This window comes from Streptomyces sp. NPDC088794, assembly GCF_044750545.1.
Classification (GTDB): domain Bacteria; phylum Actinomycetota; class Actinomycetes; order Streptomycetales; family Streptomycetaceae; genus Streptomyces.
Genome location: NZ_JBIVKB010000002.1, coordinates 562,350 through 585,912 on the forward strand (window position 1 = coordinate 562,350; position 23,563 = coordinate 585,912).

16 protein-coding genes are annotated in these 23,563 nt (G+C 71.3%); 5 read left to right on the top strand and 11 right to left on the bottom strand.

The features are described 5' to 3' along the window. Window positions 1–79: 79 nt before the first annotated feature. The 3 genes from ACIP6U_RS07125 to ACIP6U_RS07135 form a co-directional block, all read right to left on the bottom strand. A complete protein-coding gene (locus ACIP6U_RS07125) occupies window positions 80–1,954 on the bottom strand; it encodes a protein kinase (RefSeq protein ID WP_401713928.1) in 1,875 nt (624 codons plus the stop codon). A gap of 210 nt (window positions 1,955–2,164) precedes the next feature. Continuing rightward, window positions 2,165–5,203, bottom strand: a complete 3,039-nt coding sequence (locus ACIP6U_RS07130; protein WP_401713930.1) for a protein kinase — start codon at window positions 5,201–5,203, stop codon at window positions 2,165–2,167. 162 nt (window positions 5,204–5,365) lie between these two features. Then, a complete protein-coding gene (locus tag ACIP6U_RS07135; RefSeq protein WP_401714427.1) occupies window positions 5,366–7,699 on the bottom strand; it encodes a serine/threonine-protein kinase in 2,334 nt (777 codons plus the stop codon). A gap of 437 nt (window positions 7,700–8,136) precedes the next feature. On the opposite strand from ACIP6U_RS07135, the gene ACIP6U_RS07140 reads away from it, so the two are divergent. Next, window positions 8,137–9,186: a serine hydrolase domain-containing protein gene (locus ACIP6U_RS07140; protein ID WP_401713932.1), complete on the top strand. Its 1,050-nt coding sequence runs from the start codon at window positions 8,137–8,139 to the stop codon at window positions 9,184–9,186. Window positions 9,187–9,278: 92 nt separating this feature from the next. On the opposite strand, the gene ACIP6U_RS07145 is transcribed toward ACIP6U_RS07140, so the two are convergent. Beyond that, complete coding sequence (locus ACIP6U_RS07145; protein ID WP_401713934.1) at window positions 9,279–10,985, bottom strand: glycerol-3-phosphate dehydrogenase/oxidase; 1,707 nt, start codon at window positions 10,983–10,985, stop codon at window positions 9,279–9,281. A 398-nt stretch (window positions 10,986–11,383) separates the two neighbouring features. Between ACIP6U_RS07145 and ACIP6U_RS07150 the strand changes: the two genes are divergently transcribed. Beyond that, window positions 11,384–12,592, top strand: coding sequence for a nucleotide sugar dehydrogenase (locus ACIP6U_RS07150; protein WP_401713936.1), 1,209 nt, complete (start codon window positions 11,384–11,386; stop codon window positions 12,590–12,592). 658 nt (window positions 12,593–13,250) lie between these two features. Here the strand turns inward: ACIP6U_RS07150 and ACIP6U_RS07155 are convergent. The 4 genes from ACIP6U_RS07155 to ACIP6U_RS07170 form a co-directional block, all read right to left on the bottom strand. Further along, window positions 13,251–14,375 carry a GuaB3 family IMP dehydrogenase-related protein gene (locus ACIP6U_RS07155; protein WP_123998258.1) on the bottom strand — a complete coding sequence of 375 codons (1,125 nt, stop codon included), beginning with the start codon at window positions 14,373–14,375 and terminating at the stop codon, window positions 13,251–13,253. Between the two features lie 105 nt (window positions 14,376–14,480). Continuing rightward, entirely contained in the window at window positions 14,481–15,983 is a 1,503-nt protein-coding gene (guaB, locus tag ACIP6U_RS07160) for an IMP dehydrogenase (protein WP_401713938.1), read from the bottom strand. A gap of 183 nt (window positions 15,984–16,166) precedes the next feature. Beyond that, window positions 16,167–16,754 (bottom strand): sigma-70 family RNA polymerase sigma factor, encoded by a 588-nt coding sequence (locus ACIP6U_RS07165; RefSeq protein WP_123998260.1) that lies wholly within the window; start codon window positions 16,752–16,754, stop codon window positions 16,167–16,169. A gap of 311 nt (window positions 16,755–17,065) precedes the next feature. Next, on the bottom strand, window positions 17,066–17,677 hold the full coding sequence (locus ACIP6U_RS07170) for a response regulator transcription factor (protein WP_003948568.1): 612 nt from the start codon (window positions 17,675–17,677) through the stop codon (window positions 17,066–17,068). Window positions 17,678–18,059: 382 nt separating this feature from the next. Here ACIP6U_RS07170 and ACIP6U_RS07175 point away from each other — a divergent pair, with 382 nt between their 5' ends. Then, window positions 18,060–18,389, top strand: coding sequence for a WhiB family transcriptional regulator (locus ACIP6U_RS07175; RefSeq protein ID WP_401713939.1), 330 nt, complete (start codon window positions 18,060–18,062; stop codon window positions 18,387–18,389). Window positions 18,390–18,476: 87 nt separating this feature from the next. On the opposite strand, the gene ACIP6U_RS07180 is transcribed toward ACIP6U_RS07175, so the two are convergent. Continuing rightward, the gene (locus tag ACIP6U_RS07180) at window positions 18,477–19,376 is read right to left on the bottom strand and encodes a LysR family transcriptional regulator (protein WP_123998262.1); all 900 of its coding nucleotides are present in this window, start codon (window positions 19,374–19,376) and stop codon (window positions 18,477–18,479) included. 91 nt (window positions 19,377–19,467) lie between these two features. Here ACIP6U_RS07180 and ACIP6U_RS07185 point away from each other — a divergent pair, with 91 nt between their 5' ends. After that, complete coding sequence (locus tag ACIP6U_RS07185; protein ID WP_401713940.1) at window positions 19,468–20,154, top strand: MOSC domain-containing protein; 687 nt, start codon at window positions 19,468–19,470, stop codon at window positions 20,152–20,154. Between the two features lie 141 nt (window positions 20,155–20,295). Then, window positions 20,296–21,069 carry an SDR family NAD(P)-dependent oxidoreductase gene (locus ACIP6U_RS07190; protein WP_401713941.1) on the top strand — a complete coding sequence of 258 codons (774 nt, stop codon included), beginning with the start codon at window positions 20,296–20,298 and terminating at the stop codon, window positions 21,067–21,069. 199 nt (window positions 21,070–21,268) lie between these two features. Here the strand turns inward: ACIP6U_RS07190 and groL are convergent, their stop codons facing one another. Beyond that, complete coding sequence (gene groL / locus ACIP6U_RS07195) at window positions 21,269–22,891, bottom strand: chaperonin GroEL (protein ID WP_401713942.1); 1,623 nt, start codon at window positions 22,889–22,891, stop codon at window positions 21,269–21,271. 122 nt (window positions 22,892–23,013) lie between these two features. After that, window positions 23,014–23,322, bottom strand: coding sequence for a co-chaperone GroES (groES, locus tag ACIP6U_RS07200; RefSeq protein ID WP_008747517.1), 309 nt, complete (start codon window positions 23,320–23,322; stop codon window positions 23,014–23,016). Window positions 23,323–23,563 lie beyond the last annotated feature (241 nt).

The following is a 23,563-nucleotide window of genomic DNA, read 5'->3' on the forward strand; positions in this document are numbered from 1 at the left end:
CCGCACCGGACGAACCGGCTCCGGGGCCGCGACCGGCCAACCCGCGCGCCAACCCCCTTCGGCGGGACGGCCGTTCAGATCACTGGGAGGTCTTCTCCTGCCAGCCCTGAAGCACCGACGTGAACTGCTTGCTCGTCGTCGCCCAGTCCGCGGCCGGCGAGGAAATGTAGATCACGTACTCGGTGCCGTCCCGCGCGATGTACGTCTCCTCGACGGCCCGGCGCGGCCCGGGGAAGGGGGTGTCCTTCGGCCGAGCGGTCCAGGTGTACTCCCAGACGGAGCCGTCGCGGTCGCGGTAGATGTTCTTCTGCAGCCGCACGGTCTTGTAGTCGACCAGCCGCACCTGGAGCTGCTGGTCCAGGTCGGCCTGGTGGTCGTAGGCGGTCGCGAAGTCCGGCGAGGTGTCGACGGCGATCCGGACGAAGTGCTCGCCGCCGTCGGGCGTGTAGTCGACCTGCCGCAGATCGCCGTCGACCCCGACGACCGACCGCTTCCAGCCCGCGGGCAGATAGACGCTGAAGCCCCAGGGGTCGTCGTACTTCCGCCACCCGGCGGGCACGGCCCCGTTGGTGTTCTCCGTGGACGTCGACGACGCCGACGGCTCCGGGCTCGACGACACCGCGCCCGACCCGTCGTTCTGCCGCCCCTCGTCCCACTTCTGGAGCGCCACGACCGTCCCTCCGCCGACGACCGCCGCGAGGACGACGGCGAGCACGAGGGTCCGCAGCCGCCGGCGCCTGGGCGCGGGCCCCGCGCCGACGCCGGTGGGCCCTTCCGGTCCCATCCCGTGCGGCCCGACCGACGTCGGACCGTTCACCGGCGGGTACGGGGTGGCCGAGCCGGAGGGATACGAGGCACCCGGACCGGAGGGATAGGCGGTGCCCGAGCCGGACGGGTACCCGGCACTTGAGCCCGAGGGATACCCCGTACCCGGACCGGGCGGCGGATACGAGCTGCCGGAACCGGACGGATACGGCGGCGTCACGTGAGGCGGCATCGCGGAACCGGCCTGCGAGCCGCGCCCGCCGGGCCCCGACTGCGAGTCCGTCCAGGACTCGGCCTGCGAGCCCGTACCGGACTCCGGATCGTGCCGTACGCCCGTGTGCTGCGTCGGCACGTACACCTGCGCCCCGTTGGGCCGGCGCCCCTCCGCCGCCTCGGCGAGCAGCTGCTCGGCCTCGGCGGTGTCCGGGCGCAGGGCCGGGTCCTTGTGCAGCAGCGCGGTGATGACGGGGGCGAGCGGTCCTGCGTGGTGCAGCTCGGCGGCTTCCTCCTCGACGACCGCCTGCATCGTGGACAGCGGCGAGGTGCGGCGGAACGGCGACCTGCCCTCCACCGCCGTGTACAGCGTGGCGCCCAGCGCCCACAGGTCGGAGGCGGGGCCCGGGTCGTGGCCGCGGACGCGCTCGGGGGCGAGGTAGTCGACCGAGCCGACGACCTCGCCGGTGCGGGTGATCGTCGAGTCGCCCTCGATCTGGGCGATGCCGAAGTCGGTGAGGAGCACGCGCCCGTCGTGCCCGATGAGTACGTTTCCAGGCTTCACATCGCGGTGCAGGACACCGGCGGTGTGCGCGGCGCGCAGCGCCCGCAGCACCCACAGACCGATGCGCGCGGCCTCGGCGGACTCGATCCGTCCGCGCTCCTTGACCGCGTCGGCCAGCGAGTACCCCTCGACCAGCTCCATCACGATCCACGGCCGGCCGTCGTGTTCCAGCACGTCGTGCACGGTGACGACGGCGGAGTTGTTGATCCGCGCGGCGGCCCGCGCCTCGGCCCTGGTCCGCGCGAGCAACCGTTCCTGGTCGCCCTCGGACACATAGAGCGCGGCGGTCAACTCCTTGATCGCGACGGCCCGGTGCAGCACCTCGTCGTGGGCGCGCCACACGCGGCCCATGCCACCGCTGCCGATCGACTCGGCGAGCCGGTAACGGCCGGCGACAAGCTGGCCCTGCATCTGATTCACGTTGCCCCGCAATGGTCTTGACAGGCTCAGACTAAGGACCGGTCCACGTCCAGGGAACCAGGGGGGTCCCAAGGAAACCCCACTGTGACAGTTGTCGCTTCTGGGCCGGAGAGTGAACCGATCGCCCTCTTCACGCACTGTTCACAAGTGGAGGCCGTCTGGTGACGCGAGCAGAGGTCAGCCCGTCCTGCGGACGGGAGGTCAGCGGGTGAACTGGTAGGTGGCCGACGCCTGCTCGTACAGCCGTGTCACCTCGTCCCGCTCCGACTCCGGCCCGCGCACCTGCACCACGTGGTACCGCCCGTTGATCAGGATCGCGAGATTCCGTACGAAGAGGTCGCGCCCCGAGTCGTCGCTCCAGGTGTACTGCCCCTCGGCCATCTCCCGTTCGCCCACCGTGATCGACTTCAGCCCGGTGGCGGTGGCCCAACTGGAGGTGCGGTACGGCTGCAACTCGTGCTCCGTGTCCCGCTGGTACGCCATCGGGTCGCTGCCGTAGGTCACGGCGCCGTCGCGGCCGGGCACGAGGATGAGCTCGAAGTCGCCGTGCGAGTAGACCACTTGGTTCCAGGAGTTCTTGGGCGTGCGGGTCCAGCCCTTGGCCACGGCGACCTGGAAGCCCTCGGGGTCCTTGCGCAGGGTGAACCCGGCGCCGACGTCGGGTCCGCTGGTCGCCGTCTCACTGACGCTCGCCGACGCCGACTTCGACGGTGTCTTCTGCGTCTGGGGCGAGGTCTGGTCCGGCCGCGGCTCGCTGCTCGCGGTCACGTCCGACCGCTGCGGCTCGGGACTGGCCTCCCCCGCGGCCCCGGTCCGGTCCGTGCCGGCCGCGCCGTCGTCGCCGGACTTCGGCATGAACATCAGGGCGTACGCGACGGCCCCGGCCAGCAGAAGCAGTATCAGCAGCAGGAGGGTGCGGCCGAGGTGACGCGGCGACTTCGCCTCCGTCTTGGCCCGCTTGTGCCGCCCGTGCGGGGAGGTCGCGGGCAGCCCGGCCCGGCGCCGGCGCACCAACTCGCCCCGTCGGCGCACGATGGGCAACCGGCTGGAGTCGGCGGGCGGCGCGGCCACCACGTTCACCCCGGCCTCGGCCTCGGGCGCGGAGCGCACCAACGACCGCAGCCAGCCCCGGAGTTCCTCGAACTCCAGCCGCTCGGTCGGATCCTGACGCAGCAACGACTCGACGACCGGCCGCAGCGGACCGCACTCCTCCGCGAAGGCCGGCGGCTCGGCGCACACCATCTGCACCAGCTCGGCCGTCGACTCCTCCGGATACGGCGCGTGCCCCTGCACGGCCCGGTACAGCAACGCCCCCAAGGCCCACAGGTCGGTGGCGGGCCCGATCGGCGCCGCCAACTGCCAGTTCTCGTGCACGGGCCCGGCCTGCTCCGGCGCCCACCGCTCGGTCACCGGACCCACCACGGCCATCCGGGCCTGCCGCGCCCGCTCGGCGGCGAGCGGCGTGGCGGGCCCACGCCGAGCGGCCGGAACGTCGGCACGGAGGTCGTCCCAGCGGTTCGGGGGGTGGGGTCGCTGGGTGGGGACGGCGGTGCCGGGGGCCTGGAGCCCTTGGCCGGAGTGACCGGACACCCCGACTTCAGGCGCGGCGTGACCCGCGGCGGGAAGGGCGGCGGCACCACGATGGATGCCCGCCTGCCCCGGCTGACCGGGGTGAGACCCGATGCCGGGCACGCCGTGCGGGCCTGACGGGGAGTCGGGGTGGCCGAACGTGTCGGGACGACCCGGCGTGCCGGGGTGCGTGCCGAAACCGGGTTGGCCGGGAGTCGGGACGCCCGTCGCGGGGGCCGCGCCCAGGCCGGGAGCCGGGGCACCGGGCGCGGAGGGCATGCTGAAGCCGGGACCGGTACCCGCGCCGGGGTCGCCACCGGCCGGCAGCGCCGTACGGTCCTGCCCCTCCGTCACCGGAGTCGCCCCGCGAGGCGTCGCACCGTGCCAGGAGGTGCCCACGCCATAGGGGTCGGCGATCTGCCCCGGCGGCGCTCCCGCACCGGGCCTGCTCTCCCCGCCGCCCCCGGAGGGATACGGCTGTGACGAGCCGTTGGTCTGTGGGCCGGGCCCGACCTCGGGCGCCGGCCGGGCACCGGGCAGGGCCGCCCGCCCGTGCTGCTGCGCCTCCTGGACCCGGGCCGCGGCACGGGCGCCCGCCCGGTACGCCGCGATCGCCCCGGCCCGCGCGGCCCTGATGTCCCCGCCTCCTTCCAGCGCCTTCGGCGCGAGGGCGCCGGACGTCCCCGTCCCGTTGGCCGCCGTCTCCGTCCCGGCCGGCGGCAACCCGCCCGCCGCACGCGCGTTGATGGCAGCACGGCGAGCGGCCTCGGGATCAACGCCCCCGGCACCACCCGCACCACCGTGACTCCCCGAAGCCCCCGCACCCCCAGGGGAGTTGCCCACTCCTAAGGCACTGGCACCAGCACCGGCCCCTGCGAATCCCTGACCTGCGGACCCGCCGGACCCGCCGAGCCCCTGTCCCGCTCCGGACCTCTGCCCAGCCCCCTGCCCAAGCTCAATTCCCTGCCCATGCCCATGCCCCGGCGTACCTGACGCCCCAGGCCCAGCCCCACCGCCACCTGTGCTCGCACCCGCGCCCGCGCCGTCGTCATCCGGCGCCGGCACCGGGTCGTACCCGCACAACGCCTCCTCCGCCGCCCCCACCGCGAGCCCGGTCAGCATCACGCGGCCGTCGTCGCAGACGAGCACCGTGCGCGCGGTGATGTTCCGGTGCACCCAGCCGTGCGCGTGCAGCACCCGCAGCGCCATGAGGACGTCGGACGCGACCTCGGCCGCCCGGTACGGCGTCAGCGACTTCTCCGCGAGCAGCGCGGACAGCGGCCTCGCGGGCACCAACTCGCTCACTATCCACAGCGACCCGCCCTCGGCGAACACGTCGAAGACCTGGTCGAGCCGGGGATGGTCGGGAATCCGGGCCGCGGCCTGCGCGGCGTCGACCGCGCGCCGCACGGCCGGATCGGCGGGCCGCCGCGGCTCACCACGCGCCGGGGGCCGTCGCACGCCCCGGTCACGCGCCGTGAACCCCTCGGGCAACCCCTGGTCGTCGAGCACCTCGGCCTCGACGACCTCCGGCAACGGCACCTGCCGGACGAGGACTTCCTGTCCGCTGTAGGTGTCGAAGGCGCGGGTCTCGGTCAGTTCGTACTCGTCGGAAGGCGGCAGCGGCAGGCGGTAGCGGTCGGCCAGGACCCGTCCCGCATAGTCGTCCACGTTGCCTCCCCCAGCCGCCCGGTCGGTCAATTCCGTTCGCCTCGCGTCCCGTTCCGACGCATACCCGGATGCGTACGGTCCGCGAACCTTCACGATACGTGCCGGAGGCAACTCGCAAAGAGGGGATGCCAGATCTCACGCCCCAAACAGGGGCCAGTCAGCTCACGATTTGGGTTCGAACGTCTTCGCGAGGGTCTGCCAGGTGGCCTTGCGGAGGTCAGTGTCCCAGTTCGCGGCTTTCGCCGTGTACATCAGCGCGTACCCGAGACTCCCGTTCACCACGAAGCCCCGGTCGATCGTGCGGTACTTGGTGCCGCCGTCCACGTAGGTGAACTCCCAGTCGGCCGTGTTCCAGCCGCGGTAGTCCACCTGCTCTATTCGGATCTTCGTGTACTGCGAGCGCGCCATGGCACGCTCCTGGTTCTTCCAGTCGGCGACCGGGTCGCCCTTCGGCGTGGACGTCCAGGCGACCAGCAGCTTCTGCCCGTCGGGCCCCGTGAACCGGTCACCCGCAGCGTCCGAGGACTTGTACTTCCACCCCGCGGGCAGCCCGATCGAGTACCCCTGGCCGCCCTTGTGCGTCGACTCCACGCCGGCGGCGTCCCCGGAAGACCCGCTCGACCCGTTCGAACTGCCCGAACTCGACCCGTCGCCGGACGCGTTCGCACTGGCCGTCGAGTCCGTCTCGGTCCCGGAACCGGTGTCCCCCGACGAGGACCCGCCCGCGCCCTTGCCAGCGTTGGTGTCCTCCTTGGTGTTGGCCTCCGACCCGGGCCCCGCGCTCGCCTTCGCGCTCGAATCGGCGCTCGCGACGGTCTTCCCGCCCTCGCTCTTGCCGCTGTTGGACCCGTCGTCGTCCCCACCGAGCGTGAAGGCCAGCACGACACCGAGCACGGCGAGCACCACGACGGCCGCGATGATCACCAGCGTCCGCCTCGGCACGACGTCCGTGATCGGCGCCCTCGGCACCGACCGCGGCGGCAGATCCGGCGGCGTCATCACGGGCCACCCCGAACTCCGCCCACCGCCCGAGGCGTTGGACCCCGAAGCCCCCGAAGCCCCCGATGACGAGGACACCCCGGACGACGGCGACGCCGTCGTCGAGGCCCCGCCGGAAGAACCCCGGGAAGCCGAACCACCGGACGCGGCGGGAGTCTTGGGAGCCGCAGGAACAGCCGGAGCCGAAGGGGTCACGGGAGCCATGGGGGTCGTCGAACCCGCAGGAGCCGTAGAACCCGCCGAAGCCACCGCCCCGGCCGAGCCACCGACACGGTCGTCGCGGACCCCAGCCCCGGACCCGACACCAGTCCCGGGCCCGACACCAGTCCCGGACCCGGCACCAGCCCGCGCCCCTGCTCCGGCCCCGGTCCCACCCTCAGCCTTCGAACCCGCCGACCCGCTCCCTGACTTGGTCCGCGCCGCAGCCGCCGACCCGGCGGCACCGGCCGCCACCGCCGCCTTCTTCACGGAACGGAACGCCCCGCGCAGCTTCTCCGCGGCCTCCTCGCCGCGCTTGCCGCCGGAACCCGTCGAGCCCGAACTCCCCCTGCCCCGACGCCCGTCGGGCTGCTCCGGCAACGGCACGACCCTGGTCGTGTCGACCGCCGGCTCCGGCTCGGCCTTCGGCTCGGGCGCGTGGATGACCGCGTTCAGCATCCGCCGCGCACCCGCGTCGTCGAGCCGCTGCGCCGGGTCCTTGGTGAGCAGCCCGTAGATGACGTCCTTCAGCGGCCCCGCGTTCTTCGGGTCCTCCAACGGCTCGGTCATCACCGCGGTGAGGGTCGCGATCGCGGAACCCTTGTCGTACGGCGGCGCACCTTCGACCGCCGCGTACAGCAACCCGCCCAGCGACCACAGGTCGGCCGCCGGACCGGGCTTGTGCCCGCGCGCCCGCTCCGGGGAGATGTAGGAGGGCGCGCCGACGAGCATGCCGGTCGAGGTGATGGACGGGTCGCCCTCGACCTGGGCGATGCCGAAGTCGGTGAGCACGACACGGTCGGTCTCGGACTCCAGCAGCACGTTCGACGGCTTCACGTCGCGGTGCAGGATGCCCTCGCGGTGCGCCGAACGCAGCACGTCGAGTATCGCGAGGCCGACCTCCGCGGCCCGCTTCGGCTCCAGCAGGCCGTCCTCGCGGATGACCTCGGCGAGCGACTTGCCCTCGACGAGCTCCATCACGATCCACGGCCGGTCGTCCTCGTCGACCACGTCGAAGACCGTCACCGCGCTGTTGTTACGGATCCGCGCGATCGCCTTCGCCTCGCGCAGCGTCCGTGTGATCAGCCGCCGTTTCTCCTCGTCGTCGATGCTCGACGGGAACCGCAATTCCTTGACCGCGACCGTCCGGCCCAGGGTCTCGTCCTCGGCCCGCCAGACCGTGCCCATGCCTCCGCGGCCGAGCACTCCTCCCAGGCGGTACCGCCCGGCGAGAAGACGCTCGCTCTTGTCCTGACGAGTGTCCTGGCGAGATGTGCCCGCCCGCTCCGCCTCCGACATGCGTCCCCTCATGCAACCCGCCCTGACAGAGCCTCCATTGTCCCTCACCCGACAAGTGCCCTACGCCCAGGGTGCCTCTGACGCCCCACCTGGACCCGAACACCTGCCCCAAAAACCCCACGCATGCGGAACCCTGGCTTCCAGCCGCCCGAACCCGCAGTAACAAAGCGCCCGAAGCCCCGCATCTCAAGACCCCGAGCCCGGCACTTCAGTACCTCGGGCCCCAAACCCCGAGCCCCCGGACCCCGGAACTCCCCCACCGGAACCGCCCGTTCCGCCCAACCCGGCCCCCCTTGGACCCCGCCCCCACCCGCCCTGCATGATGGGCCCCACCAGAGACGGACCGAAGGCGAACCAGCGAGGGCCCGCGAGGGACCGGCGATGGTTCGGACCCGGTTCAGAGATGGACCCGACAAGGACCCACGACGGGACCCGCGATGCCACCGCTTCGGACACTACTGGCCCTGCCTGTGTCCCTCGTGTCCCTCGTATCCCTCGTCACGCTCCTCGCCCTGACCCCGGCAGCCTCCTCCGCCCCCGAGCCACCGGCCACGGACGCACTCCTCCCGCTCCTGGTCGCCGAGGGCGGCGCCCCCGCCGCGGCACTGCTCGCGCAGGAGGAGTCGGGCACCCGCTACGCCGCCGCGGGCACCGGCATCTTCCGCGCCGGCAGCATCACGAAGACCTTCATCGCGACGGTCGTGCTCCAACTGGCCGCCGAACACCGGCTGTCCCTGTCCGACACCGTCGAGGACCACCTGCCCGGCCTCGTCCACGGCGCGGGCAACGACGGCCGCGCCCTGACCCTGCGCGCCCTGCTCACCCACACCAGCGGCCTGTACGACTACACGCGCGACACCGCCGGCAGCGTCCCCCTCAGCCCCGCTCAAGCCGTACGCCTCGCACTCACCCACCCCCCGGCCGACCGCGGCCGCTTCGCCTACTCCAACACCAACTACGTCGTACTCGGCATGGTCGTCGAGCAGGTCACCGGCCGCTCGTACGCCACCGAGGCCGAGCGCCGCATCATCGCTCCGCTGGGTCTGACGGGCACCTCCTTCCCCGGCTCGCGCACCACGCTCCCCTCCCCGCACGGCCGCGCCTACGCCGCCGACGGAACCGACGTCACCGAACTCGACCCGCGGGTGGCCGGCGCCGCGGGCGAGCTGGTGACCACGCTCGCCGACCTGAACCGCTTCTACGCGGCCCTGCTCGGCGGTGAACTGCTGCCCCCGCACTGGCTGCGCGAGATGCGTGACACCCGGTCCGCACACGGCTCGTACGGCATGGGCCTGTTTCCCGTGAAGCTGTCGTGCGGCATCACGGTGTGGGGGCACAACGGACGCATCTCCGGCAGCTACGTGCGCACCGCTGCCACCGTCGACGGCCGTCGGGTCCTCACCTTCCGCGTGAACACGACCGCGATCGCAGACCCCGACCTCGAACCCCGGTTGCTCGCCGCCGAGTTCTGCCCCCGCACCTCGTAGAACGAGCCGGTTCCGAACGAAGATCCCGGTTCACGACACTCGTTCGAGTGATAGCGGGACCCTTCGGTGAAACGGGCGTCACCGGGCGAGGTCTACAGCGGCACGATGTCCGGCGCCCCCAACCGCGCCGCGTCCGCCGTCAGGTCGTCGGGCTGGCGCTGGGACTCCCGCTCGGCCTCCACCCGCTTCTCGTAGTGCTCGACCTCGCGCTCGATCTGGTCCTTGTCCCAGCCGAGGACCGGCGCCATCAACTCGGCCGCCTCACGGGCGCTGCGCGTCCCGCGGTCGAACGTCTCGATCGAGATGCGGGTGCGCCGGGTCAGCACGTCGTCCAGGTGCCGGGCGCCCTCGTGCGAGGCGGCGTAGACGATCTCGGCGCGCAGATAGTCGTCGGCGGCCTGGAGGGGTTCGCCGAGCGAGGAGTCGCCGGCGATGAGGTCGAGGACCTCCTCCGCCATCGACCCGTAGCGGTTCAACAGGTGCTCCACGCGCACCACATGGATGCCGGTCTTGGCCGCGATCCGCGCCCGCGCGTTCCACAGCGCCCGGTAGCCCTCCGCGCCGATCAGCGGCACGTCCTCGGTGACGCACTCGGCGACGCGCATGTCGAGTCCGTGCACGGCCTCGTCCACCGCGTCCTTGGCCATCACCCGGTACGTCGTGTACTTGCCGCCCGCCACGACGACGAGCCCCGGCACCGGATGCGCCACGGTGTGCTCGCGCGACAGCTTGCTGGTGGCGTCGGACTCGCCGGCCAGCAGCGGGCGCAGACCGGCGTAGACGCCCTGGACGTCGTCCCGGGTCAGCGGCACCGCGAGCACCGAGTTCACGTGCTCAAGGAGGTAGTCGATGTCCGCGCTGGACGCGGCCGGGTGCGCCTTGTCGAGGTCCCAGTCGGTGTCCGTCGTACCGACGATCCAGTGCCGGCCCCAGGGGATGACGAACAGGACGGACTTCTCGGTGCGCAGGATCAGGCCGGTGGAGGAGTTGATGCGGTCCTTCGGTACGACGAGGTGGATGCCCTTGGAGGCCCGGACGTGGAACTGGCCGCGCTCCCCCACCAGCCCCTGGGTGTCGTCGGTCCACACGCCCGTCGCGTTCACGATCTGCTTGGCGCGGATCTCGTACTCGCCGCCCGCCTCGACGTCCTGCACGCGCGCGCCGACGACCCGTTCGCCCTCGCGCAGGAAGCCCGTCACGCGCGCGCGGTTGGCGACCTTCGCGCCGTACGACGACGCGGTGCGCACCAGGGTGGCCACGTAGCGGGCGTCGTCCATCTGGGCGTCGTAGTACTGCAACGCGCCGACCAGCGCGTCCTTCTTCAACGCGGGGGCCACGCGCAGGGCGTGACGGCGACTCAGGTGCCGGTGCGTGGGCAGCCCTCGGCCGTGCCCGCGGGCCATCGACATGCCGTCGTAGAGCGCGACGCCCGATCCGGCGTACAGGCGCTCCCAGCCCTTGTGCTGGAGCGGGTACAGGAACGCCACCGGCTTCACCAGGTGCGGGGCGAGCCGCTCAAGCAGCAGCCCGCGCTCCTTGAGCGCTTCTCGTACGAGGGCGAAGTCGAGCATCTCCAGGTAGCGCAGGCCGCCGTGGATGAGCTTGCTGGACCTGCTGGACGTGCCCGAGGCCCAGTCGCGCGCCTCGACCAGGCCCGTCGACAGGCCGCGGGTCACCGCGTCCAGGGCGGTGCCCGCGCCGACCACACCGCCGCCCACCACCAACAGATCCAGCTCGCGCTCGGCCATTCCCGCCAGTGACTCGGCCCGCTGCGCCGGCCCCAGTGTCGCTGTCCTCACAGCTGCCTCCCGCTTTCCGCTCTCGGTAGCGCCGGCCACACCCGTCGGGCGAAGCCCGTTCCCGTTCCCTACTCCCCCCGACCCGGATTCCTACGTCCCCCTCCTGCCCAAATTCTGACCGTGTTGCCCAACTTCAGCCACCACTGGGGCCTCCCTTTCGGATCAGCCCGGCGTCGCGGGGTCGGCCAGGACGCGCCGCACCTCACAGCCAGTCTGATCCGAAAGGAAGGCCCCACCCCCAGCCTGTGGACAACATTCACCGCCCGCCCGGAAAACACAGCCGACCAATCCCGCATATCGGTCATATTTACTCCTAGTCTGACATTGCGCTCGCTCGTTCTGTCCACAGGGCTTGCGCACCTGTCCCGCTTCGGTTACTGGGAAGGACGGCCCACGCCATGCCCGCAGATCTCGCCGTCATCGGACTCGGCCCGTTCGGCCTGCCGCTGGCCCAGGCCGCCGTCGCCGCCGGCATCTCCACGCTCGGCTACCGGACCGGGCCCGAGCCCGGTTCGCTCAGCCCCGCCGAACTGCGCCGGATGCTCTCGGGGGGCTTCCGGCACGCGACCAGCCCGGCCGAGCTGGGCCGCGTACGCACCGCGGTCATCTGTGTGCCCACCCCGCGCGGCGCGGACGGCGGCCTCGACCTCACCCCGGTGGAGACGGCCGCGCGCACGCTCGCCGCGCAGCTGCGCCCGCACACCACCGTGATCCTGGAGTCGCCCGTGCACCCGGGCACCACGGAGACGGTTCTGCGCCCGATCCTCGAAGCGGGCTCAGGGCTGCGCGCGGGCCGCGACTTCCACCTCGCGTACTCCCCCAGCCGGGTGGATCCGGGCAACCGCGACTTCACCCCGGCCAACACCCCGAAGGTGATCGGCGGCCTCACGCCCGCGTGCACCGAGTCGGCCGCCGCGTTCTACGGGCGTCTCACCGACAAGGTGGTACGCGCGCGTGGCTTGCGCGAGGCGGAGACCGTGCAGCTCCTGGAGACCAATTTCCGGCACGTCAACATCGCGCTCGTCAACGAGATGGCCGTCCTCTGCCACGACCTGGGCGTCGACCTCTGGGACGTCATCCGCTGCTCGGAGACCAAGCCCTTCGGCTTCCACGCCTTCCGCCCGGGCCCCGGCGTCGGCGGCCACGCCGTCCCCCAGGACCTGACCGGCCACACCGGCCGCACCCTGCGCATGGTCGAACTCGCCCAGCAGGTCAACACCCAGATGCCGCGCTACGTCATCCAGCGCGCCGCGGCCCTCCTCAACGAGCACGGCAAGTCGGCCCGCGCCGCCCGCGTCCTCCTCCTGGGCGTCACCTACAAACCCGACCTCGCCGACCAACAGGCCACCCCCGCCCGCGAGATCGCCGTCCGCCTCATGGAACTCGGCGCCTCCGTCAGCTACCACGACCCACACGTCCCGTCCTGGAGCGTCCTGGACCGCCCGGTCCCCCGCGCCGACTCCCTCTACGAGGCCGCCGCCGAAGCCGACCTCACGATCCTCCTCCAACACCACCGCACGTACGACCTCCAGGGCCTGTCGGTCAAGGCCCAACTCCTCCTCGACACCTGCGGCGCGACCCCGACGGGGGCGGCGCACCGGTTGTGAACGGGGGCGCGCGGCACTCCGCGAACTCCGGAGGCTGGTGGCACGGGGCTCGCGCCACGGGTACCGTACGAAAGTAGGTGGAGCCCACCGCAGGGGTCACTGCGGCAGGCTCCTGATGGATCACGGGTGTCCGCCCCTACGTCATATGGGGGCGGCCGCTCACCACCGGAAAAGTAGGTGGAGCCCACCGCAGGGGGTACTGCGGCAGGCTCCTGATGGTTCGCGGAGTGTCCGCCCCTAGTCCATATGGGGGCGGCCGCTCACCATCCGAAAAGCCGCAAGATCCACCTCCTCCGGCACTTCACCGTCCGAAGACGGATCCGATCCCAGCGAGTGGGCTTGCGGTGGCGTCCCACGGGCGCCCCCTTCCACGAGCCGCCCAGAGACCCGGTAGGCGGTCCGTCGGAACTCGGGCCGGGCCCCGAGGGCCGGGGACCGGAACGACGTCCTTGGAAGGGGGCGCTCCAAAGACCTGGAGCGCCGACACGGACGTTATCGCCCCGCACCCCGCTGACCAGCCCTCTTCCACCTCGAAGGCAACCGTGCGCCCCCGCACCACGCCACGCGCCACGAGCACCCGGCCAGCACAAAAAAGGGCGGCCGGTCACCTCGTCAGGTGACCGGCCGCCCTCTCGTCGTGTGGGCCGCGTCCTGCGGACTACCGCTTGTGCTGTGAGTCCGCCACCGTGACCTCCACCCGCTGGAACTCCTTGAGTTCGCTGTAGCCGGTGGTGGCCATCGCGCGGCGGAGGGCGCCGAAGAAGTTCATCGAGCCGTCGGGGGTGTGGGAGGGGCCGGCCAGGACCTCCTCGATCGTGCCGACCGTGCCGAGGTCGACCTTCTTGCCGCGGGGCAGTTCCTCGTTGACCGCCTCCATGCCCCAGTGGTTGCCCCGGCCCGGCGCGTCGGTCGCGCGGGCCAGCGGGGAGCCCATCATCACCGAGTCCGCGCCGCAGGCGATCGCCTTGGGGAGGTCGCCGGACCAGCCGACACCGCCGTCCGCGATCACGTGCACGTACCGGCCGCCGGACTCGTCCATGTAGTCCCGGCGGGCGGCGGCCACGTCGGCGACCGCGGTGGCCATGGGGACCTGGATGCCCAGCACGTTGCGCGTGGTGTGCGCGGCGCCGCCGCCGAAGCCGACGAGCACGCCCGCCGCGCCGGTGCGCATCAGGTGCAGGGCCGCCGTGTACGTGGCGCAGCCGCCGACGATCACCGGAACGTCGAGCTCGTAGATGAACTGCTTCAGGTTCAGCGGCTCGTGCGAGCCCGACACGTGCTCCGCCGAGACCGTCGTACCGCGGATGACGAAGATGTCCACGCCCGCGTCGACCACGGCCTTGGAGAACTGCGCCGTGCGCTGCGGGGAGAGCGCGGCGGCGGTGACCACGCCCGAGTCGCGCACCTCCTTGATGCGCTGCCCGATCAGCTCCTCCTTGATGGGAGCCCGGTAGATCTCCTGGAGGCGGCGGGTCGCGGCGTCCACGTTCAGCTCGACGATCTCGTCGAGCAGCGGCTGCGGATCCTCGTACCGCGTCCACAGCCCTTCGAGGTTCAGCACGCCGAGGCCGCCGAGCTCGCCGATGCGGATCGCGGTGGCCGGGGAGACGACCGAGTCCATGGGAGCGGCCAGGAAGGGCAGCTCGAAGCGGTAGGCGTCGATCTGCCAGGCGATCGAGACCTCCTTCGGGTCCCGCGTACGGCGGCTGGGGACGACGGCGATGTCGTCGAAGGCATACGCCCGCCGGCCGCGCTTGCCGCGCCCGATCTCGATCTCAGTCACGTCTGTGGCCTTTCCCTCTGCGTTTCAGCGTCTTCCAGTATCGCCGACGGGTACGACAAGGGCGGCCCCGGATGCTCCGGGACCGCCCCATCACACGTCTGGCGACTACTTGCGGCTGTAGTTCGGTGCCTCGACCGTCATCTGGATGTCGTGCGGGTGGCTCTCCTTGAGGCCCGCCGAGGTGATCCGGACGAACCGGCCCTTGGTCTCCATCTCGTCGATGGAGGCGGCGCCCACATAGCCCATGGTCTGGCGCAGGCCGCCGACCAACTGGTGCAGGACGTTGCCCAGCGGACCGCGGTAGGGCACCTGGCCCTCGATGCCCTCTGGCACGAGCTTGTCGTCGGAGGACACCTCAGCCTGGAAGTAGCGGTCCTTCGAGAACGACTTGGCCTGGCCGCGGGACTGCATCGCGCCGAGCGAACCCATGCCCCGGTACGACTTGAACTGCTTGCCGTTGATGAACTGCAGCTCGCCGGGCGACTCCTCGCAGCCGGCGAGCAGCGAGCCCAGCATCACGGCGTCGGCGCCGGCGGCCAGCGCCTTGCCGATGTCGCCGGAGTACTGCAGGCCGCCGTCGCCGATCAGCGGGATGCCGGCCGGGCGGGCGGCGAGGGACGCCTCGTAGATGGCGGTGACCTGCGGGACGCCGATGCCGGCGACCACACGGGTCGTACAGATCGAGCCGGGGCCGACCCCGACCTTGATGCCGTCGACTCCGGCGTCGATGAGCGCCTGGGCGCCGTCACGGGTGGCGACGTTGCCGCCGATCACGTCGACGCGCACGCTCGACTTGATCTTCGACATCCAGCTGAGGGCGTTGCTGTTGTGGCCGTGCGAGGTGTCGACGACCAGGAAGTCCACGCCGGCCTCGGCCAGCGCCTGGGCCCGCTCCAGCGCCTCGGGGCTGGCGCCCACGGCGGCACCGACGATCAGCCGGCCCTCGGAGTCCTTGGCGGCACCGGGGTACTGCTCGGCCTTGACGAAGTCCTTGACCGTGATGAGGCCCTTGAGGATGCCCGCGTCGTCGACCAGCGGAAGCTTCTCGATCTTGTGGCGGCGCAGCAGTCCCATGGCGTCGCTGCCGGAGATGCCGACGTGGCCGGTGACCAGCGGCATCGGGGTCATGACCTCACGCACCTGCCGCGAGCGGTCCGACTCGAAGGCCATGTCGCGGTTGGTGACGATGCCGAGCAGCTTGCCGTTGCCGTCCGTCACGGGGACACCGCTGATGCGGAACTTGGCGCACAGCGCGTCGGCCTCGCCCAGCGTCGCGTCCGGGTGCACCGTGATCGGGTCGGTGACCATGCCGGACTCGGAGCGCTTCACGAGGTCGACCTGGTTGACCTGGTCCTCGATGGACAGGTTGCGGTGCAGCACGCCGACGCCGCCCTGGCGGGCCATCGCGATCGCCATCCGGGACTCGGTCACCTTGTCCATCGCCGCCGACAGCAGCGGGATGTTCACCCGCACGTTGCGGGAGATGCGGGACGAGGTGTCGACCGCGTTGGGGAGCACCTCGGACGCTCCCGGCAGCAGCAGCACGTCGTCGTAGGTCAGCCCGAGTGTCGCGAATTTTCCGGGCACTCCGTCGACGTTCGCAGTCATGACACCTTCCCCAAATGGCCTTGATCGGTGCGGATGTCCATGCTAACGGGAACCACCGGTCCCAAATTCCACGGTTACGTCCGCCCCCGGCTTCGTATGTTCGTACGCAACCGGCCGCCGAGCCGTTCAGGCAAAGCCTCCACAAGCCCCATGCCCCGCAGGCCTCGCCGTTCCCCTCCGGCCCTACTGCTCCGCGAGCGCCCGCAGCCGGCTCAGTGCCCGGTGCTGTGCCACCCGCACCGCGCCGGGTGACATTCCCAACATCTGGCCGGTCTCCTCGGCCGTGAGGCCCACCGCGATCCGCAGGAGCAGCAGTTCGCGCTGGTTCTCCGGCAGGTTGGCCATGAGTTTCTTGGCCCATTCGGCGTCACTGCTGAGCAGCGCGCGCTCCTCCGGGCCGAGGGAGTCGTCCGGCCGCTCCGGCATCTCGTCGGACGGGACCGCCGTCGAGCCGGGGTGCCGCATCGCCGCCCGCTGGAGGTCGGCGACCTTGTGCGCGGCGATGGCGAAGACGAAGGCCTCGAAGGGGCGTCCGGTGTCCCGGTAGCGCGGCAGCGCGAGCAGGACGGCGACGCAGACCTCCTGCGCGAGGTCCTCCACGAAGTGCCGGGCGTCGCCCGGCAACCGGGACAGACGGGTGCGGCAGTAGCGCAGCGCGAGGGGGTGGACATGGGCGAGCAGGTCGTGCGTGGCCTGCTCGTCCCCGTCGACGGCGCGATGGACGAGTGCACCGATCGCCCCTGCGGCCCCGGCCGCCTCGTCGTCGCGCATCGGTCCATGGTGCCTTGCGGCGTTGCGGTCCGTGGTACCGCGTCCGATGTTGTGTGCCGAAGCGTTATGAGCAGGTGCGCCGGAACTCATCCCTTGCACCCTCCCCTTCCGCTCGACCGACTCGTCCCCGAGAGACTCCACACCTCAAGGATGCGGCATCCGCGCCGAAACGAGCAGCGGGGCGCCGACGGGGCCGTGCAACCGACCTCGCGACCGCGCCCCTTCAGGGGCGCGGGGAACTGCGCGACCAGCCACGAACGACCCGCACCAAAGCGACAACCTGTAGGACCGAGCCCTTTGGAACCGACCTTTTAGCGAACCAATCCCCAACGGAAGCCGAGCGCCACCGCATGCGCCCGGTCGGACGCACCCAGCTTCTTGAACAACCGCCGGGCATGCGTCTTCACGGTGTCCTCGGAAAGGAACAACTCCCGCCCGATCTCCGCATTCGACCGCCCGTGACTCATCCCCTCGAGGACCTGGATCTCACGCGCGGTGAGCGTGGGCGCCGCCCCCATCTCCGCGGACCGCAACCGCCGCGGCGCGAGCCGCCACGTCGGATCGGCGAGCGCCTGCGTGACGGTCGCCCGCAATTCCGCCCGCGAGGCGTCCTTGTGCAGATAACCCCGCGCACCCGCCGCGACCGCGAGAGCGACCCCGTCCAGGTCCTCCGCGACGGTGAGCATGATGATGCGCGCACCGGGGTCCGCGGACAGCAGCCGCCGGACGGTCTCGACGCCGCCCAGACCGGGCATGCGTACGTCCATCAGAATCAGGTCCGAGCGGTCGGCGCCCCAGCGGCGGAGGACTTCCTCGCCGTTGGCCGCGGTCGTCACGCGCTCGACGCCGGGCACGGTCGCGACCGCCCGGCGGAGCGCCTCTCGGGCAAGCGGGGAGTCGTCGCAGACGAGGACGGATGTCATGGCCGCCCTCCGCAGCTGATGCACGTCACCTTGAGCCTCCAGGCTGGTACGAAATCGTCACCTGTGCGGTCGACCGTCTCGGACGCCTGCCCGAGCACTCGTTGTTCCAACCGCCTCCGCCACTCTCAACGATGGTCACTCGAAAGAGTTACGGGGCCGTGTGCCATCTTCGGCACTCTACGTGAGGGGGCGGACACAGCGCAGACGTGCGACGTCGACCCACAACGTTTCATCACAACCGGTGCCCCATTTAGCTCTATTTCTTCCCTTCTGCTGGTGTCTGAGGCTAGATTCGCAATGAGTCATATTTTCATCTCCTTAGATAGTAGATGTACGGTCGTGGGCACCGTATCCGCTCAGCACGGCTACAAGGGGTCACGTAATGGCAGATTTCTCCCGCCTTCCTGGACCGAACGCGGACCTGTGGGACTGGCAGCTTCTGGCTGCCTGCCGCGGGGTGGACAGCTCGCTCTTCTTTCATCCGGAGGGCGAGCGCGGTGCGGCCCGGAGCGCTCGCGAGAACTCGGCCAAGGAGGTCTGCATGAGATGCCCCGTCCGCGCCCAGTGCGCGGCGCACGCGATGGCGGTCAGAGAGCCGTACGGCGTGTGGGGCGGGCTGACCGAGGACGAGCGCGAAGAGCTGATGGGACGGGCGCGGAACCGATTGGTGTCGGCCTCGGCCGGTACCGGGGACGGCGTCTCGAACAACTGAAGGAACGTTTCTTCGATCCAGGGCTCCGGAACAGTTCCTGGACCGAGCACCAGGCCGGTGGGCACGCGCACGCGTGCCCACCGGTTTTCACTGTCGGGCCGCCGCCCGCCCGAGCTGCTCCAGCGTCGCCGCGACCGCCGGCACCTGGGCCAGGTCGGGCAGCGTCAGCGCGACGATCTCCCGCCGCACCGCCGGCTCCAGCGTCAGCACGCGCGCGTGCCGCGGCCGTACGGACTCGATCGCGAGCTGGGGCAGTACGGCGACGCCGAGACCCGCGCCGACCAGGCCGACGACGGCCGGGTAGTCGTCGGTGGCGAAGTCGATGCGGGGCGTGAAGCCCGCGCCCTCGCACACCTCCACCAACTGACCGCGGCAGCGCGGGCATCCGGCGATCCACGGCTCGTCCGCGAGTTCGCCGATGGCCACGGTGCCGGCCCCCGCGAGGCGGTGCCGCTCCGGCACGAGCCCGACCAGGCGGTCCGTCAGCAGGGGACGGACGACGAGGTCGTCCCACTCCTCCGCGCCCGCCGCGCCCTCGTAGCGGAAGGCGAGTGCGATGTCGCAGTCGCCCTCGCGCAACAGCTCGACGGAGGCGGGCGGTTCGGCCTCCTCCAGGGAGACGCGGGTGCCGGGGTGCGCGGCTCGCAGGGCGGCGAGCGCGGTCGGTACGAGGGTGGAGCTGCCGCTGGGGAAGGAGACCAGCCGCACCCGTCCGGCGCGCAGGCCCGCGATCGCGGCGACCTCCTCCTCGGCGGCGGTGAGCCCGGCGAGGATGCCGCCCGCGTGCCGTACGAGTGCCTCGCCCGCCTGGGTCAGCCGCATCTCGCGCCCGCTGCGGATCAGCAACGGCGTGCCCACGGACGCCTCCAGCGCCTTCATCTGCTGGCTGACGGCGGGCTGGGTGCAGCCCAGCGCACGGCCCGCCGCCGAGAAGGAACCGGTCGCGGCGACGGTACGCAGGACGCGGAGATGACGTGCCTCGATCATCCTTCGAGGATAGGCCAGTGATAAGCGAGTCTTTGATACGTCGTCGAAAAATGCGTCGACGCTTTGACATGGGGCTCGCTATCGTGCCCGTATGGAGCTTCTCTCGCTGAACCTGGGACACGCCCGGACCGTCCCGTACGCGGACATGGGAGTCACCGGCATCGACAAGCGGCCGGTGACCGGACCCGTGCTGGTGTCGGCGCCCGGGCCGAAGGGGGTCGGCGCGAGCGGACTGGCCGGGGACGACGTGTGCGACAAGCGGCACCACGGCGGGGACGACCAGGCGGTGTACGCGGTCGCGCGCGAGGATCTCGACGACTGGCAGCGCGAGTTGGGCCGCCCGCTCGCCAACGGCTCCTTCGGGGAGAACCTGACGACGCTGGGCCTGGACGTGTCCGGGGCGCGGATCGGCGAGCGCTGGCGCATCGGGGCCGACGTGGTCCTGGAGGTGACCTGCGGGCGGATTCCGTGCCGGACGTTCCAGGAGCATCTGGGTGAGAAGCGGTGGACGAAGCGGTTCACGGAGCGGGGCGCGCCGGGCGCGTACTTCCGGGTGATCGTGCCGGGTGAGATCCGGGCCGGCGATCCGATCGAGGTCGTGCACCGCCCGGACCACGACGTGACGGTGGCCCTTCAGTTCCGCGCGGTCACCACGCGGCGTGAGCTGCTGCCGCGGCTGCTGCCCGCGGGCGAGGCGCTGCACCCGGAGTCGCTGGCCCAGGCGCGGAAGTACGCGGCGGAGCATGCCGCCGGGCACCCTGCGGAGCAGGCGGGCTGACCCGTCCCGGAGCACACGGGCCGACCGTCCTGGAGCGCGCGGGCCGACCGTGCGCGCAGGCTTTGTTCGCCGGGCCTTCACCTATCGGGAGGGCGTGTGCAGCAATCGGGCGAATGCGTTCCAGGTCACTAATCTTGCGCCATGACAACGGCTCTGATTACGGGATCGACCGCGGGCATCGGCGCCGCGTTCGCGCGGCGGCTGGCGGCCGACGGGCACAACCTGGTGCTGGTGGCCCGGGACACCGAGCGGCTCGGGCAGCAGGCGACCGAGCTGCACGACCGGCACGGCATCGAGGCGACGGTCCTGACGGCGGACCTGGCCACGGACGCCGGCATCGAGGCGGTGGCCGCGCGGCTGTCCGACCGCAAGAACCCCGTTGACCTGCTGATCAACAACGCCGGCTTCGGCAACAAGGGCCGTTATCTGGAAGTACCGATGGCCGACGAGCTGAGGATGCTCAAGGTGCACTGCGAGGCGGTGCTGCGGCTGACGTCGGCGGCGACGGAGGCGATGCGCGAGCGCGGTCGGGGCGGGGTCGTCAACGTGGCGTCGGTGGCGGCCTTCGTGCCGCGCGGGACGTACGGCGCGTCCAAGGCGTGGGTCGTGCAGTTCACGCAGGGCGCGGCGAAGGACCTGGCCGGCAGCGGGGTGCGGCTGATGGCGCTGGCGCCGGGCTTCGTGCGGACGGAGTTCCACGAGCGGGCCGGCATGGGCACGGACAACATCCCGGGCTGGATGTGGCTCGACGCGGACAAACTGGTCGCGGCGGCGCTGCACGATCTGGCGCGCGGCAAGTCGCTGTCGATCCCCGATCCGCGCTACAAGGTGCTGATGGGCCTGGCGAAGATCACTCCGCAGGCCCTGCTCGGCGGGGTCACGTCGAAGACCGGGCGGAAGTACGGGCCGCAGTGACGGCGGCGGGAGGCGTCCCGCCAGGTGGTGCAGGGAATCACGGCACCGGAATCCGCGGGTCGGAGTCGGTGGCTGTGCCGACTCGGCCACTCGCCCCGCTCCAGCGGATCCGCGCGCCCCTTCGCAGGGCGTGCCCGGCAGCGCGAAGGCCCGGCGCCCCCTGAGGGGTGCCGGGCCTTCGGTTGTTCACCGACGTGCGTCAGTGGGAGTGGCTGTGGCCACCGGCGGCGGCCGGCTCTTCCTCTTCCTTCTTCTCGACGACCAGGGTCTCGGTCGTGAGGAGCAGGGAGGCGATGGAGGCGGCGTTCTCCAGGGCGGAGCGGGTGACCTTGACCGGGTCGATGACGCCGGCCTTGACCAGGTCGCCGTACTCGCCGGTGGCGGCGTTGAAGCCCTGGCCCTTCTCCAGCTCGGCGACCTTCGCAGTGATGACGTAGCCCTCGAGGCCCGCGTTCTCCGCGATCCAGCGCAGCGGCTCGACGACCGCGCGGCGCACGACGGCGACACCGGTGGCCTCGTCGCCGGTCTTGCCCAGGCCGCCCTCCAGCACCTTCGCGGCGTGGACGAGCGCGGAGCCACCACCGGAGACGATGCCCTCCTCGACCGCGGCGCGGGTCGCGGAGATGGCGTCCTCCAGACGGTGCTTCTTCTCCTTCAGCTCCACCTCGGTGGCGGCGCCGACCTTGATCACGCACACGCCGCCGGCCAGCTTCGCGAGGCGCTCCTGGAGCTTCTCGCGGTCCCAGTCGGAGTCGGTGTTCTCGATCTCGGCCTTGATCTGGGCGACACGGCCGGTGACCGCGCCGGAGTCGCCGGCCCCGTCGACGACCGTGGTGTCGTCCTTGGTGACCGTGACGCGGCGGGCGGAGCCGAGCACGTCCAGGTTGACCTGGTCGAGCTTGAGGCCGACCTCCTCGGAGACGACCGTGGCGCCGGTGAGGATCGCCAGGTCCTCCAGCATCGCCTTGCGGCGGTCGCCGAAGCCGGGGGCCTTGACCGCGACCGCGTTGAAGGTGCCGCGGATCTTGTTGACGACCAGGGTCGACAGGGCCTCGCCCTCGACGTCCTCGGCGATGATCAGCAGCGGCTTGGAGGAGTTGGCCTGGATGACCTTCTCCAGCAGCGGCAGCAGGTCGGCGATGGCGCCGATCTTGCCCTGCGTGATGAGGATGTAGGGCTCGTCGAGGACAGCCTCCATGCGCTCCTGGTCCGTGACGAAGTACGGCGACAGGTAGCCCTTGTCGAAGGCCATGCCCTCGGTGAAGTCCAGCTCCAGACCGAAGGTGTTGGACTCCTCGACGGTGATGACACCGTCCTTGCCGACCTTGTCCATCGCCTCGGCGATGAGCTCGCCGACCTGGCTGTCCTGCGCGGACAGACCGGCGACGGCCGCGATGTCGGCTTTGTCGTCGATCGGGCGCGCGGTGGCGAGCAGCTCCTCGGAGACGGCGGCGACGGCCGCGTCGATGCCCTTCTTCAGGGCGGCCGGGGAGGCGCCGGCGGCGACGTTGCGCAGGCCCTCGCGGACGAGCGCCTGGGCCAGCACGGTGGCGGTGGTCGTACCGTCACCCGCGATGTCGTTGGTCTTGGTCGCCACCTCCTTCACCAGCTGGGCGCCGAGGTTCTCGTACGGGTCGTCGAGCTCGACCTCGCGGGCGATGGTGACACCGTCGTTGGTGATGGTGGGTGCGCCGAACTTCTTGTCGATGACGACGTTGCGGCCCTTGGGGCCGATCGTCACCTTGACCGTGTCGGCAAGCTTGTTGACGCCGCGCTCGAGGGCGCGACGGGCGTCCTCGTCGAACTTCAGGATCTTCGCCATGGGAGCGGTTCAGCCCTCTCGGAAAACGTGGGTGAAACGAACCACGCCCCCGACGCCCGGCTTCATAAGGTCGCGGGGGCCAGGGGCGCAGCTCACTGCAAAACTGGGTGAAGCGAAGTGAATTACTTCTCGATGATCGCGAGAACGTCGCGAGCCGAGAGGACGAGGTACTCCTCGCCGCTGTACTTCACTTCGGTGCCGCCGTACTTGCTGTACAGCACGATGTCGCCGGTCTTGACGTCGAGCGGCAGGCGCTCGCCGTTCTCGAAGCGGCCCGGGCCCACAGCGAGGACGACGCCCTCCTGGGGCTTCTCCTTCGCGGTGTCCGGGATGACCAGGCCAGAGGCCGTGGTCTGCTCGGCGTCGAGCGGCTGGACCACAATGCGGTCCTCAAGCGGCTTGATGGCAACCTTGGAGCTGGCGGTCGTCACGATCCGACCTCCCCCTTCGGAGATCTCACGGGGTTAACTGTCTGAGGTGGCGACCAGGTGGATCCGTCGTCGCGGGTGCCGGACCTGCCCGTCGCTATTGGCACTCCCCAGTGGCGAGTGCCAGAACCGAGACTATGACCGCGATTAGCACTCGGTCAAGCGGAGTGCCAATGCCTACGGCGTTTCGGCGGGGTTCATCGGCCTGGACGGCCTTGTCCTCAAACGCCGGACGGGCTGAAAT

Bases quoted from the DNA above. Each gene is read 5' to 3' on its own strand.
- ACIP6U_RS07125 (WP_401713928.1), bottom strand. From the start codon at position 1,954: ATGCAGGGCCAGCTTGTCGCCGGCCGTTACCGGCTCGCCGAGTCGATC.
- ACIP6U_RS07135 (WP_401714427.1), bottom strand. From the start codon at position 7,699: ATGTCGGAGGCGGAGCGGGCGGGCACATCTCGCCAGGACACTCGTCAG.
- ACIP6U_RS07140 (WP_401713932.1), top strand. From the start codon at position 8,137: ATGCCACCGCTTCGGACACTACTGGCCCTGCCTGTGTCCCTCGTGTCC.
- ACIP6U_RS07150 (WP_401713936.1), top strand. From the start codon at position 11,384: ATGCCCGCAGATCTCGCCGTCATCGGACTCGGCCCGTTCGGCCTGCCG.
- guaB (WP_401713938.1), bottom strand. From the start codon at position 15,983: ATGACTGCGAACGTCGACGGAGTGCCCGGAAAATTCGCGACACTCGGG.
- ACIP6U_RS07165 (WP_123998260.1), bottom strand. From the start codon at position 16,754: ATGCGCGACGACGAGGCGGCCGGGGCCGCAGGGGCGATCGGTGCACTC.
- ACIP6U_RS07170 (WP_003948568.1), bottom strand. From the start codon at position 17,677: ATGACATCCGTCCTCGTCTGCGACGACTCCCCGCTTGCCCGAGAGGCG.
- ACIP6U_RS07175 (WP_401713939.1), top strand. From the start codon at position 18,060: ATGGCAGATTTCTCCCGCCTTCCTGGACCGAACGCGGACCTGTGGGAC.
- ACIP6U_RS07180 (WP_123998262.1), bottom strand. From the start codon at position 19,376: ATGATCGAGGCACGTCATCTCCGCGTCCTGCGTACCGTCGCCGCGACC.
- ACIP6U_RS07185 (WP_401713940.1), top strand. From the start codon at position 19,468: ATGGAGCTTCTCTCGCTGAACCTGGGACACGCCCGGACCGTCCCGTAC.
- ACIP6U_RS07190 (WP_401713941.1), top strand. From the start codon at position 20,296: ATGACAACGGCTCTGATTACGGGATCGACCGCGGGCATCGGCGCCGCG.
- groL (WP_401713942.1), bottom strand. From the start codon at position 22,891: ATGGCGAAGATCCTGAAGTTCGACGAGGACGCCCGTCGCGCCCTCGAG.